Below are 12583 nucleotides of genomic sequence, written 5' to 3'. Positions count from 1 at the left end.
CATAATTAGAGGATCCGCGACCCATGGCAAACCCTTCGCTTCTCATTCTTCCCGGTGACGGCATTGGCCCAGAAGTTATGGCCGAGGTGCGCCGCGTGATCGACTGGTTCGGCGCCAATCGCGGGCTTGTCATCGACGTGACCGAGGACCTGGTGGGCGGCGCGGCCTATGACGCGCACGGCACCCCGCTGCATGACGACACCATGGCCAAGGCGCAAGAAGTCGACGCGGTGCTGCTGGGCGCCGTGGGCGGGCCGAAATACGACCAGCTGGATTTCTCGGTCAAGCCCGAGCGCGGGCTGCTGCGCCTGCGCAAGGAGATGGACCTCTACTCGAACCTGCGCCCGGCGCAGTGCTTTGACGCGCTGGCGGATTTCTCGTCGCTGAAGCGCGACGTGGTGGCCGGGCTGGACATCGTCATCGTGCGCGAGCTGACCTCGGGCATCTATTTCGGCGAGCCGCGCGGGATCATCACCGAGGGCAACGAGCGCGTCGGCATCAACACCCAGCGCTACACGGAATCCGAGATCGCGCGCGTGGCCAAGTCGGCCTTTGAGCTGGCGCGGCGGCGCGGCAACAAGGTCTGCTCGATGGAGAAGGCCAACGTGATGGAGAGCGGCATCCTGTGGCGCGACGTGGTCACCGAGGTGCACGCGGCCGAGTATAGCGATGTCGAGCTGAGCCACATGTATGCCGACGCGGGCGCGATGCAGCTTTGCCGCTGGCCCAAGCAGTTCGACGTGATCGTGACGGATAACCTCTTTGGCGACATGCTGAGCGACGCGGCGGCGATGCTGACCGGCTCGCTGGGGATGCTGCCCTCGGCCAGCCTGGGCGCGCCGATGGAGAACGGCCGCCCCAAGGCGATGTACGAGCCGGTGCACGGCTCGGCGCCTGACATCGCGGGGCAGGGCAAGGCCAACCCGATCGCCTGCATCCTGAGCTTTGCCATGGCGCTGCGCTATTCCTACGACGCGGGCGACGAGGCCGACCGCCTGGAGAGCGCCGTGAACGACGTGCTGGGCGACGGCGTGCGCACCGCGGATCTCTTGGGCGAGGACGGGGTGGAGCCGGTCTCGACCACCCAGATGGCCGACGCGATCCTGGCCAAGCTGGACGCAACAAGCTAAATCGCTTGGCACAATCTTAAATTGTGAATAGCCTCTCGCACTAAATGCGAGGGGCTTTTTTTTGATGAAACAGATTTTGACCGCGGCCGCGATGGCCATTGCGATTGCCCTGGGCGGGACCGCGCCCCAGGCCAAACCATTTGAGGAGGTCTTTCCGCTTCTCGCCCAGACCGGGGATCCGGAACTGGTCGAGGATCTGAAGCGGCTGGATTTCAAACAAGGAGAGGTACAAATCGGCGGCGGGATCGCCAAGCTGAACGTGGACCCGGACCGCTATTACTATCTTGACGGCAAGGACGCGCGGATCGTGTTGGAGGAGTTCTGGGGCAACCCGCCCAACCCGGACACGCTGGGCATGATCTTTCCCATCGATGCGACGCCGTTCCATAGCGACACCTGGGCGGCCGAGATGAACTTTGACGAAATCGGATACGTCAAGGACGAGGACGCCGAGAGCTATGACTATTCCGAGCTGCTGGTCGAGATGAAGAAAGATACGCGCGCGGCAAACGAATGGCGGGTCGAAAACGGCTATCAGGGCATAGAGTTGGTCGGCTGGGCTGCCGAACCGAGCTATGAGCGCGCCGGGCGCAAGCTGCATTGGGCCAAGGAGATAAGCTTCACCGGCGATCCGGAAAACACGCTGAACTATAACATACGCGCGCTCGGACGGCGCGGCGTGTTGGTGGTGAACTTCATCGCAGGAATGGAGCAGCTGGGCGAGGTTGAACAGGTCCTGCCCGACATGCTGGCGATGATTGATTTCGCGGACGGCCACAGATACGCGGATTTCGATCCCGGTCTGGATAAGGTTGCCGCCGTCGGCATTGGCGGCCTGATCGCGGGGAAGGTCCTGGCCAAGACCGGGCTATTTGCGGTGGCGCTGATCTTTCTCAAAAAGTTCTGGTTTCTGCTGTTCATCCCGCTGGGCTATGCTTGGCGCGTGATGCGCAACCGGGGCGATGGCGGAAGCGGCCAAGCGTAGTGCGACACCTGTCACGGCCGGTTCATTTTCGGGTCGCAGGCGCTGGGGATTTGAGCCTCTGGGCGCCTCTCGCACAAGCTCCGGGGCGCCCCGCGCTCTGCAGCCCTGCGCGGGGCGCAGAGCGACTATGCCGTCTTAGGGGTTGCAGATGAGAGGCTTTCACCCCTTTTGTTAGCGGTATCTCAAACCGTTTAATTGATTGATCCCCGCATGACCGCGCAATCGAAATCCAACCTCCGCGGCGCGCTGTTCGCGCTTTTGGCCTTTGGGCTCTTTGCCACGCATGACGTGATCGTCAAGGTGCTGGGCGCGAGCTATGGGACCTTCCAGATCCTGTTCTTCAGCGTGCTTTTGTCCTTCCCGCTGGTGACGCTGATGCTGATGCGGGACCGCTCGGAGGCGACGCTGATCCCGGTGCACCCTTGGTGGACGGCGCTGCGCACCGCGGCGGCGATGGTGACGGGGCTGGGCGCGTTCTACGCCTTCTCGGTGCTGCCCTTGGCGCAGGTCTACACGATCCTCTTCGCGATGCCGCTGCTGATCACTGTGCTGTCGATCCCGGTCCTGGGCGAGCGCGTCGGGCTGCACCGCTGGGCGGCGGTGGCGGCGGGGCTGGTGGGCGTGCTGGTGGTGCTGCGCCCGGCGGAGGCGCAGCTGGGCCTAGGCCACGCGGCGGCGCTGGTCGCGGCGTTCTCGGGCGCGCTGGCCTCGGTCATCGTGCGCAAGATCGGCAAGGACGAGCGCAGCGCGGTGCTGATGCTCTACCCGATGATGGCAAACTTTGTGGTGATGGGCGCGGCCCTGCCTTTCGTGTACCAGCCGATGCCGGTGGAGCATCTGGGCCTGGTGGGGGCATGTCCGTGCTGGCCTTCCTGGCGGGGCTTTGCCTGATCGCGGCCTACAAGGCCGGGGACGCGGGCGTGGTCGCACCCATGCAGTACTCGCAGATCGTCTGGGCGTCGGTGTTCGGGCTGATCTTCTTCAACGAGCGCGCGGACCAGACCACCTGGACCGGTGCGGCCATCGTGATCGCCAGCGGGCTCTACATCGTGGCGCGCGAGGCGTTCGGCGGCACGACCTTGGCGCGCCCGGTGCTGCGCGGGCGGGGGCGGCCAGAGACCGGCACCCAGCTGCGCATGCAGATGCGCGAGGTGCATCACTCATAGGTCGGGTGGCAGAGGTGGCGCCCGGGCCGGATCTCTCGCGCGCGGTAGACGCGCATCGGTCTGCCCCTGAGCAGCGCGCGCCGGTATGAGGCCAGGCGCCCGCCCAGGTCAAAGGCCCCATCGCCGTCAAGCGGGCGCAGCCGCCGCAGCATATGCGCCGCCAGAACCGCAAACCCGGATCGCTTGGTGTTCTGGGTGTCCACCATCACGATCCGCGCCCCGGAGGCCAGCGCATAGAGGTCCGTCAGCATCCGCAGATTGGCCGCATAGGCGTCGCCAGAGCGCCCATGATGCAGCGGCTTGCCATCGAGATTGCCGAGCTCTGAGGTCGTGGCGAAGGAGCAGCGCGTGCCGTAGGTGTCCTGAAAATACAGCAGCGACCGGCTGTCATCGGAGCATACCAGCACCTTGCGCCCCTCGATGAGACGCTCAATCGAGCGGAACGCCGAGACATAATCGGTCTGCCAGTCGGTGTTGCGGATGTGGATCGACAGGTAGTCCTGGCCCAGGGGCGCGATCGCGGATGTTATCTGGGCTTTGATTTCGGGGCGCAGGGCGAGCTTTTCGAGGAAATGCACGCCCAGGTCGCCACCCCCCGCGGTGGCATGCAGCAGGACCGGATCGGCGTGATCGGCGCCCATGTCGAACGTGTCGCCGAGCTTTGCGCCTTGGGCAAACAGCGGCGTCGCGTCCGCCGCCTCGCCCTGGATCTGGCCCTCGCGCAGGCGGATCCTCCACCCCAGATCCGAGGGCGCAAGGATGGGCACGGGGCCGGATCGGCGAAGTTCGAAATAGCGAAACAGATCGTCGTTCAGACCGGAGGCGCCGGTCTCTACCACGAGGGCCCTGTTAAAGCGGCGGCAATAGCGCCAGGCGCGCTCCAATTGGCACAGCATGTCGTTGAACCCGCCCTGGGGGCACGCCAGCACCATCTTTTCCTGCGCGCCTACTGCCATTCGGAGCCTCCATCGCGGCTCGACGCAATAGCCCGGCTTTGCGGCGAAAACCAGCGCAATCCTGCGCGGGGCACTGCGCTGAGACCGCGCGCGGCGGCGCGCCGGCACCCAAGTTCACCCAAAGCGCGTCACCTTCGCCGGTTTTGCCTTGCCAATCGGACGCATTGGCTTTAACCCAACGGCTCGGTTCGGAGTGTAGCTCAGCCTGGTAGAGCACTGTCTTCGGGAGGCAGGGGTCGTGAGTTCGAATCTCGCCACTCCGACCAATAAAACAAGGCGCCTTTGGGGCGTCTTTTTTGTTTATTGCACTCCCAGTATCTGGGGCCGGCTCCAGAAATCCTTCAAATCGAACATTCTCATTCCCCGCATTGCTGTCGCCAACCAAGGCGTTCATCTTTCAAAAGGCCAGAATTCGGGGAGGAATATTAACGTCCCACATGACTGAGGCAGCCGTCTGACCGCCACTTGGTTTCACTTTCGGCCACCTTTGTTGACCGCCTCGACGACATCGTCTTGATGATCAGGGTGATGGTGAATGTAAACCTCTTGCATTGTATCCCAAGAGACCCCGAAGAATCCGCAAGATTTTTGAGGATCCGCGCTGGCCAGCATGTCCGACGTCGGCACCTATGGGACAGATTTGCGGATTTGAATAGTGGAGGGTTTCTGGTTCTTCGTAGCTTTTAAGGAGCGAAGATGACTAAGAGATCCGGAACATCGAAAGACGCGGCTGAAAAGCTGGTCAACAACATTCGCCCGCGTGGCGATCTGCAAGCTCTACACCGGGAGAACAGCGATCACAGCGGCGGACCTGCTGAACGATCGCGGCATCCCTTTCTTTGCCGACCACAAGATCAGCCTGCTGCGGGCGCTCACGGATCGCGGAACGGAATATTGCGGTAAGGCCGAAAACCACGCCTATCGGCTTTATCTGGCGGTCGAAGACGTCGATCATTCCAGGGCCAAGGCAAGCTCACCGCAAATGAACGGCACCTGCGAGCGTTTCCATCGCACCATCAAAGATGAATTCTACGACATCGCGTTCCGCAAGAAGCTTTATGGGGCAGTCGAAGAGTTGCAGACCGATCTGGACGCGTGGTTGGCCAGCGACAACGAACAGCGGCCACTTTCGGGAAGACACTGCTACGGCAAAACGCCTATGAAGACCTTCCGTGAAACGCTACACATCTCCGCCGAGAACACGATCAAAACGCACGACCAATCGGACAGTGCTCAACCCGATCTCAGCGTCGCAAGCTGAGTGTCCGTCAGATCAAGTCTGAAGTTTTACACCTGATATGAGCGCCTGTCAGATGCAGTCGTGTGTCCGGCCTGTTTGCGCAGCGTACACGGCTGCTGGCCCTGGTGGTTTCCGCTGACCAAGTCCCAAACCGGTTGGCGGACGACCATGTGTCCCTGACTTTCGACGGGGTGTCTTGGTTGGCGAACTGACATTGCTTCATCAATTCAGTTGTCTTGCGTCTCTGATGTTCCTTTGTTGGCGTTTATGCTGTGTGAGGCCGATACCTTTCGTTGCGCGTCAATACCGCCCAGATGATCCGGGCAGTCTTGTTAGCCATGGCGACTGTGGCCACGCGCGGAGGTTTACGCTTCGCCGTCCATCTCTGGATATCGTGTTCCAATGGTCCACTCATCGCTACTTTCCTCCTTGTAGCATGAGCAGAATTTCACTGGGTCGATACACATGTGTCGTGTCGTTTTTTTGAGGTGATGTTCTTACACTATTTCATGCACATACCGATCAGGCCTCAAAACTCCTATTCGCACGCTTCTGGTTTTTCTGGCCGCGCCCGGATCAATCGCCGTCGGCCACGCCCTGTTGCCGCGCGCGGGCCCGGCGCGCCCGGTAGCTGGGCAGCAGCACCAGCACCAGCGCGATCACCAAAAGGCCGGTGGTCATCGGGCGCTCCCACAGGAAGGCCGGCCCGTCATAGAGCGACATCGAGCGGCTGAAGTTGTCCTCTAGCATCGTGCCCAGGATGAACCCGATCAAGAGCGGCGCCAGCGGGTAGTCGGCGAATTTCAGGATCGTCGCCACGATGCCGAAGCCCACCAGGATCAGAAGCTCGGTGGCGTTGTTCTGGCCGATATAGGCCCCCATCAGGGTGAAGAACAGAATGAACGGGATCAGGTAGTTGCGCGGGATCGCCAGCACCTTGGCGATGTAGGGGATCAGCGGCAGGTTCAGGATCAAGAGCACCAGGTTGCCGATATACATCGAGATGATCACCGCCCAGAAGATGTTCGGGCTGTCGATCATTAGCCGCGGCCCCGGCGTGACGTTCAGCGCGATCAGCGCGCCCAAGAGGATCGCCGTGGTGCCCGAGCCGGGGATGCCCAGCGTCAGCAGCGGCACGAAGGAGCCGGTGCAGGCGGCGTTATTGGCGGTCTCGGGCGCGGAGAGGCCCTTGATCGAGCCCTTGCCGAACGCGTCCTGCTCCTTCTTGGTGGCGATGTTGCGTTCCACCGCGTAGCCCAGGAAGCTGGCAATCGTGGCCCCTGCCCCGGGCAGCACGCCGATGAAGAAGCCCTGCAGCGATTGCCGCCCGATGACCGGCGCGATGGCACGGGCCTCGGCGCGGGTGATGCGCAGGTCCTTGATCTCGCCGCCGCTCTCCTGGGCCGAGTGCGAGGGCTTGAGCACCAGGTAGAGCGCCTCTGGCAGCGCGAACATCGCCATCGCCAGCGTGATGAAGCCGAAGCCCGATTGCAGGTCCATGATCCCCATGGTGAAGCGCGGCGCGTTGAACTGCGCCGTCTCGCCCACCGTGGCCATGATCAGCCCCAGCACGGTCATCATCAGCGCCTTGGTCACCTGGCCGGTGCCCGCGAAGGCCGCGATGGCCGAGAGCCCCACCACCATCAGCGCGAAATACTCCGACGAGTGGAACAGCAAAGCCACGCTGGACAGCATCGGCGCGAAGATCATCAGCAGGATCGCCCCGATCGTGCCCCCGGCAAAGCTGGAGATCGCCGCGATGGTCAGCGCCTTGCCCGCCTTGCCCTGGCGCGCCATGGGATAGCCGTCGAAGCTGGTGGCCACCGTGCCCGCCACGCCCGGCGCGTTCAGCAGGATCGACGAGGTCGAGCCGCCAAAGATCGCGCCGTAATAGACCCCCGCGAGCAGGATCAGCGCCGCCGCGGCGTCGCCCATCGAGATCGCCACCGGGATCATGATCGCGATGATCGACATCGGGCCCAGGCCCGGCAGCATGCCGATGAAGGTGCCGATCAGGCAGCCCCCGATCACCATGAGCAGGTTCTGGACGGAGAGCGCCGTTTGCAGGCCGAGCAGGATACCCTCTAGCATCGTCTTATATCCCCATAAACGCGGGCAGCGGGCGCAGGAAGATCCCCAGCACCACCTGCACCAGATACCAGACCACGCCCGTGGCCAGCCCCGAGACGATCAGCATGATCAGCCAGCGCCGCTCGCCCAGGATGGCCGAGCCGCCCATTAGAAAGCCCGTCGTGGCCAGGATGAACCCGATGGGGCGCAAAAGCAGCGCGTAGGCCACCATCAGCGCCAGCAGCAGGAGCGCCTGGCCCAGGTGGTACTCCCAAAGGCGGCGGTAATCGATGTCGCCGATCTTGGTCTCGGACTTCTCCAGCCCCAGAAGGATGATCAGCGAGAAGACGACGCCCAGGATCGACAGCACCTTTGGGAAGGTCGACGGCCAGATCGGGTTGCGGCGCATGAAGGGCGCCAGCGCGCCGTCCATGGTGAACCAAGCGGCGTAGCCATAGGCCAGGCAGATGCCCAGCAACACCAATGCGACCCAGCGATCCAAAGCCATCGATTTCTCCAGTTTTTAGGTTCGAGGCGGGGGGACCAGTCCCCCGCCGTCCATTGTTCTTGAACCAATGGCGCCCAATGGACGCCCCCCCTGGGATATTATTAGCAAGAGGAAAGACAATTTTAACTAAATGCCTGCTATTTTCGATCTCACGGTACAGGCTGGGAAGCCGATGACCGTGCAAGGGGAAGGTCGCAACCTTCTTCTAGGGGGAGGTCCTTTTGGGTCTCCCCTTCCTCTTGCTGAAAATATCCTCGGGGAGTTTGAGGGGCAGACAGCCCCTCAACCCTTCATGTAAAGCGCGGCGCAGCCGCACATTTTCCTTAAAGGAAGCCGAGCTTCTTCATCAGGTCGCCGATCACCTTCTCTTGCTCCTCAAGGAAGGACAGGAAGGCGTCGCCCGAGTTGTGGATGTTGACCCAGCCGTTGCGGGCGCGGACCTCTTCCCACTCGTCGGTCTCATACATCTTGGCGATGGCGTTCTGGTACATGGCCAGCTTGTCCGCCGGCAGGCCGGGGGCGGCGAAGAACCCACGCCAGTTCACAAAGGACGTGTCGATGCCCTGCTCCATCATGGTCATGGCGTCGGGGGCCGCCGGCACGCGCTCCTCGGAGGTCACGCCGATGATCTTCACCTCGCCGGCGTTGGCCAGGTCCACCGCCTCGGAGAAGCCGGTCGAGAGCGCCGCGATCTCGCCCGAGAGCAGCGCCGCCATGGCCTTGCCGCCCGCGTCATAGGGGATGTACTTGACGTTCAGCGCGTCCTTGCCCGCCGCTTCCATCACCGCGGCCGCCACCAGGTGGTCCATGCCGCCGGGCACCGAGCCGCCTCCGATCGCCGTGCCGCTTGGGTCGGCGTCATAGGCCGCGATCAGGTCCGCCATCGAGTTGATCGGGCTGTCCTTGCCCACCACCATCGCGGCGTAGTCGCCGATCGTGCCCGAGACCAGCGTCAGGTCGCGGAAGTTATGCGGGAACACGCCCGTCAGCGAGCGGATCACGATCGGGGTGGAGTTCACCATCAGCGTGCCGTGGTTGCTCTCGGCGTTCTCGATCAGGTAGCCGATGGCCTTGCCGCCGCCGCCGCCCGACATGTTCTCGTAGGACGCGGTGCCCACCAGGCCCGCCTTGGTCAGCGCCTCGCCGGTGCCGCGCGCGGTGCCGTCCCAGCCGCCGCCCGCCCCGCCGGGGATCAAGAAGTGCACGCTGTCGAGCACCTGATGCCCGCCCGCCATCACAGGCGATGCGACTCCCATGGCCGCCACAGCAGCCGCGATCAGGGCCCGGCGGCCCATCTTCAATGCAGTCATGATTTTCCTCCCGTTTGACAACTGTCCGCCGCGCGGCTCAGTTGCGGGGATGAAAACATGGTAACCTGACACAGACCTGTCACGCCCACAGGAAGGCACCCGCCCGGAATGAAGTTCCTGCTTGTCGAGGATAATATAGAGCTGGCCAACGCGGTCGCCGCGCGGATGCGCATTGACGGCCATGTCATTGATCACGCGGAGAATTTAGAGGACGCGGCGGCGTTCTCGGACAGCGAGGAATACGACCTTATCCTGCTGGATATCATGCTGCCGGATGGCGACGGGCGCAGCTTTCTCAAGCGGCATCGCGAGGGCCAGAAGGACACCCCGGTGATCGTCTTGACCGCCCGCAGCCAGGTCTCGGACCGAATCGGCATGCTGGATCTGGGCGCGGATGACTACGTCACCAAGCCGTTTGACCATGCCGAGCTAGAGGCCCGCTGCCGCGCCGTGCTGCGCCGCAAGGCGGGCAAGGCGCAGACCGTGATCGCTCTGGGCGGCGCGGTTTTCGACCCCGTCGCCGGGCATCTGACGGTGCGCGACAAGATGGTGAACCTGCGCAACCGCGAGCTGCGCCTGCTGGAGATCCTGATCAACGCCCCGGGGCAGATCTTCCCCAAGCAGAAGCTGGCCGACCGGCTGTTCTCCTACGATGACGACGTGTCCGAGAACGCCATCGAGGTCTATATCGGCCGCCTGCGCCGCCATCTGGAGGACACCGAGCTGCGCATCACCACCCTGCGCGGGCTGGGCTATAGGCTGGACCATGACTAGGGCGGGAAAGGCGGCGGAGGCGAAGGCAAAGGCGGCGTCCGGCGCGGATCAGGTGCGCGTCGCCGGGTCGCTGCGCAACCGCCTGGTGCTGACGCTGATCGGGGGCGCGGCCCTGCTGGCGCTGCTGTTGTACCTGCTGATCCGGGGCTACGCGACGCAGATCGCGCAGCAGGGCCAGGACAACATCCTGGGCGCGGCGGTGGCCTCGATCCTGGACGCGGCCTCGATCCAGGACGGCGCGGCGCAGATCGACCTGCCCTATGGCTCCTTCTCGATGCTGAACACGCCGTCGGACGACCGGGTGTTCTACGCGATCCACCAGGACGGGCGGTTCCTGTCGGGCTATGACACGCTGGCGCCGCTGGAGGCCCCGCAGGAGCGCCAGGGCGCCTTCGCCAACGCGCAGTTCCAGGGCGACGCGGTGCGGGTGGTGACGGCGGCGCGCACGCTGGTGGGCTCCGGCGCGCGCACCCGGATCAGCGTGACCCTGGCGCAGACGCAGGACGCGCTGGCGGTGACCCTGGCGCGCATCTCGCGCAACGCGGCGCTGTTTGGCACCGGGTTCTTCGCGCTCGCGGCGCTGTTGTCCTTCTGGGTGACCGCCTCTGCCGTAGGGCAGCTGCAGCGCCTATCCGATGCGGTGGCCCGGCGCGGCCCGCAGGACCTGCGCCCCTTCACCCAGCCGGTGCCGACCGAGATGACGCCGCTTGTGGGCTCGCTGAATACGCTGGTGCGGCGGCTGGACCATTCGCTGCAGCAATCCGAGGACTTCATCGCCGAGGCCGCGCACCGGGTGCGCACCCCCCTGGCCACGGTGCGCTCGCATGCCGAGGCCACGCTGCAGCGCGTCGGCAAGGAGGAGAACCGGCAGGCCCTGCGCGCGATGGTGCGGGCCATTGACGAAAGCTCGCGCGCGGCGGGGCAGCTTCTGGATCATGCGATGATCACCTTCCGCGCCGACAACCTCGCCCGGCAAGAGATCGACCTGGTCGAGATGGTGACCGAGCTGGTGCAGCGCATGCGCCCCATCGCCGAGATGAACGACCTAGAGCTGCAACTGACCGCCCCGGCCTCGGTGCCCTACCGGGGCGACCCGATCCTGCTGCAAAGCGCCCTGCGCAACGCCCTGGACAACGCTTTGAAATACGCCCCCAGCGACAGCGCGGTGGAGATCGCCGTGACCGAGGCGCCCCTTATCGCGATCCGCGACAGCGGGCCGGGCTTTCCGCCCGAAGAGATCGACCACCTGGCCACCCGGTTCCGCCGCGGCGCCAATGCCGAGGGCACGATTGGGTCCGGGCTGGGGCTGACCATCGCCCAAGACGTGCTGGCCGCCCATGGCGGGCGGCTGGAGCTGGCCAACAGAGACGGGGGCGGCGCATGCGTTACCTTCTTGCTTTAGCGATTTGGGTCTGTGGCTGCGCCGCGCAGGCGCAGGGCTGGGAGGACCGGCGCGTTTTCGGGTCCGAGGACGCCACCGATACGCTGCGGATTATCTCCAGCACCGACACCTTGTTCTTCGCGCCCTTGATCGAGAGCTTCCTGCAGGGCGCGCCCACCGTCTCGGTGGAGTATCTGGTGACCAGCACGGCGGATATCGACCGCATCTTCCGCGCCGCGCCGGGGGATTTTGACGTCGTGGTGTCCAGCGCGATGGACCTGCAGCTTAAGCTTGCCAATGACGGCTTCGCGCGGCGGCTGGACCAGACCGGCCTGCCCGATTGGGCGCAGTGGCGGCAAAGCCTCTTTGCCTTCACGTCCGAGCCCGCGGCGATCGTGATCAACCGCGCCGCCTTTGACGGGGTGCCGGTGCCGGGCACCCGGCAAGAGCTGATTCGCGCGCTGCGCGAGCGCCCCGAGCTGTTCCGCGGGCGCGTCGGCACCTATGACGTGCGGCGATCTGGGCTGGGCTACCTCTTTGCGACGCAGGACGCCCGCGCCTCGGACACGTTCTGGCGGCTCATGGAGGTGATGGGCGGGCTGGGCGCGCGGCTTTACTGCTGCTCGGGCGAGATGATCGACGACCTGCTGACCGGCGAGATCCTGGTGGCGTATAACGTGCTGGGCAGCTACGCCGCGGCGCGGGCTGAGACCGAGGCGGCGCTGGCCATCGTGCTGCCGTCGGACTTCCCCACCAGCATGATGCGCACGGCGATGGTGTCGGGCGCCGCGCCGCAGCCAGAGCTTGCCGCGGCGTTCGTGGCGCATCTGATCCGCGAGCAATCGGCGGGCTCGGGCGCGCTTCCGCTGCCGCCGCTGGGCTCGCAAGGGGAGCGCAGCCAACGCGCCACCATCGCGCTGGAGCCCGCCTTGATGACCTATCTGGATGCGCTGAAGCGCCGCGCCTTCCTGGAGGAATGGGAGAACGCGGTGATCCAGGACCCGTAGGAGAGGATCGGCGGGCCGGGAGGCGGGCCTGGGGCCCGCGATCCTCTCTTTGCTGC

Annotated in this window: 9 protein-coding genes, 1 tRNA gene and 3 pseudogenes; 8 read left to right on the top strand and 5 right to left on the bottom strand. The window is 64.6% G+C overall.

All coding sequences use genetic code 11. From position 1 onward, the window contains the following. Positions 1–23: 23 nt before the first annotated feature. The 3 genes and pseudogenes from leuB to AIOL_RS01455 all read left to right on the top strand — a co-directional run bounded on the left by leuB (position 24) and on the right by AIOL_RS01455 (position 3281). Complete coding sequence (gene leuB / locus AIOL_RS01465; RefSeq protein ID WP_049641251.1) at positions 24–1130, top strand: 3-isopropylmalate dehydrogenase; 1107 nt, start codon at positions 24–26, stop codon at positions 1128–1130. A gap of 64 nt (positions 1131–1194) precedes the next feature. Then, positions 1195–2115, top strand: coding sequence for a DUF2167 domain-containing protein (locus AIOL_RS01460; RefSeq protein ID WP_053101143.1), 921 nt, complete (start codon positions 1195–1197; stop codon positions 2113–2115). Between the two features lie 210 nt (positions 2116–2325). Beyond that, positions 2326–3281 (top strand): annotated as a pseudogene (locus tag AIOL_RS01455) (DMT family transporter). On the opposite strand, the gene AIOL_RS01450 reads toward AIOL_RS01455, so the two are convergent. Continuing rightward, a complete protein-coding gene (locus AIOL_RS01450; protein WP_049641250.1) occupies positions 3272–4237 on the bottom strand; it encodes a hypothetical protein in 966 nt (321 codons plus the stop codon). The pseudogene AIOL_RS01455 and the gene AIOL_RS01450 overlap by 10 nt on opposite strands. Before the next feature lie 189 nt (positions 4238–4426). Between AIOL_RS01450 and AIOL_RS01445 the strand changes: the two genes are divergently transcribed. Together AIOL_RS01445 and AIOL_RS01440 are read left to right on the top strand one after the other, a co-directional pair. Continuing rightward, a tRNA-Pro gene (locus AIOL_RS01445) sits at positions 4427–4503 on the top strand. 482 nt (positions 4504–4985) lie between these two features. Continuing rightward, a pseudogene (locus AIOL_RS01440) lies at positions 4986–5498 on the top strand (integrase core domain-containing protein); the annotation flags it as partial. Between the two features lie 244 nt (positions 5499–5742). On the opposite strand, the pseudogene AIOL_RS25645 reads toward AIOL_RS01440, so the two are convergent. From AIOL_RS25645 to AIOL_RS01425, 4 genes and pseudogenes are all read right to left on the bottom strand, one after another. After that, a pseudogene (locus tag AIOL_RS25645) lies at positions 5743–5850 on the bottom strand (IS110 family transposase); the annotation flags it as partial. 203 nt (positions 5851–6053) lie between these two features. Next, positions 6054–7568: a tripartite tricarboxylate transporter permease gene (locus AIOL_RS01435; RefSeq protein ID WP_049641249.1), complete on the bottom strand. Its 1515-nt coding sequence runs from the start codon at positions 7566–7568 to the stop codon at positions 6054–6056. 4 nt (positions 7569–7572) lie between these two features. Then, positions 7573–8055, bottom strand: a complete 483-nt coding sequence (locus tag AIOL_RS01430) for a tripartite tricarboxylate transporter TctB family protein (protein WP_049641248.1) — start codon at positions 8053–8055, stop codon at positions 7573–7575. 323 nt (positions 8056–8378) lie between these two features. Continuing rightward, complete coding sequence (locus AIOL_RS01425; RefSeq protein ID WP_049641247.1) at positions 8379–9365, bottom strand: Bug family tripartite tricarboxylate transporter substrate binding protein; 987 nt, start codon at positions 9363–9365, stop codon at positions 8379–8381. Between the two features lie 108 nt (positions 9366–9473). Here AIOL_RS01425 and AIOL_RS01420 point away from each other — a divergent pair, with 108 nt between their 5' ends. From AIOL_RS01420 to AIOL_RS01410, 3 genes are read left to right on the top strand one after another with little or no spacing between them, the layout of a single operon-like run. Further along, positions 9474–10139: a response regulator transcription factor gene (locus AIOL_RS01420; RefSeq protein ID WP_049641246.1), complete on the top strand. Its 666-nt coding sequence runs from the start codon at positions 9474–9476 to the stop codon at positions 10137–10139. Then, positions 10132–11541 (top strand): sensor histidine kinase, encoded by a 1410-nt coding sequence (locus tag AIOL_RS01415; protein WP_049641245.1) that lies wholly within the window; start codon positions 10132–10134, stop codon positions 11539–11541. Before AIOL_RS01420 ends, AIOL_RS01415 begins: the two co-directional genes overlap by 8 nt. Then, the gene (locus AIOL_RS01410; RefSeq protein ID WP_049641244.1) at positions 11520–12527 is read left to right on the top strand and encodes an ABC transporter substrate-binding protein; all 1008 of its coding nucleotides are present in this window, start codon (positions 11520–11522) and stop codon (positions 12525–12527) included. The genes AIOL_RS01415 and AIOL_RS01410 overlap by 22 nt, the downstream gene beginning before the upstream one ends. Positions 12528–12583 lie beyond the last annotated feature (56 nt).

Origin of the sequence: Candidatus Rhodobacter oscarellae (genome assembly GCF_001078595.1) — a bacterium.
Classification (GTDB): Bacteria; Pseudomonadota; Alphaproteobacteria; order Rhodobacterales; family Rhodobacteraceae; genus Rhodobacter_B; species Rhodobacter_B oscarellae.
Note: the sequence above shows the minus strand (reverse complement) of the source record. Positions and strands in the feature narration are given on the sequence as shown.

Bases quoted from the DNA above. Each gene is read 5' to 3' on its own strand.
- leuB (WP_049641251.1), top strand. From the start codon at position 24: ATGGCAAACCCTTCGCTTCTCATTCTTCCCGGTGACGGCATTGGCCCA.
- AIOL_RS01460 (WP_053101143.1), top strand. From the start codon at position 1,195: ATGAAACAGATTTTGACCGCGGCCGCGATGGCCATTGCGATTGCCCTG.
- AIOL_RS01450 (WP_049641250.1), bottom strand. From the start codon at position 4,237: ATGGCAGTAGGCGCGCAGGAAAAGATGGTGCTGGCGTGCCCCCAGGGC.
- AIOL_RS01435 (WP_049641249.1), bottom strand. From the start codon at position 7,568: ATGCTAGAGGGTATCCTGCTCGGCCTGCAAACGGCGCTCTCCGTCCAG.
- AIOL_RS01430 (WP_049641248.1), bottom strand. From the start codon at position 8,055: ATGGCTTTGGATCGCTGGGTCGCATTGGTGTTGCTGGGCATCTGCCTG.
- AIOL_RS01425 (WP_049641247.1), bottom strand. From the start codon at position 9,365: ATGACTGCATTGAAGATGGGCCGCCGGGCCCTGATCGCGGCTGCTGTG.
- AIOL_RS01420 (WP_049641246.1), top strand. From the start codon at position 9,474: ATGAAGTTCCTGCTTGTCGAGGATAATATAGAGCTGGCCAACGCGGTC.
- AIOL_RS01415 (WP_049641245.1), top strand. From the start codon at position 10,132: ATGACTAGGGCGGGAAAGGCGGCGGAGGCGAAGGCAAAGGCGGCGTCC.
- AIOL_RS01410 (WP_049641244.1), top strand. From the start codon at position 11,520: ATGCGTTACCTTCTTGCTTTAGCGATTTGGGTCTGTGGCTGCGCCGCG.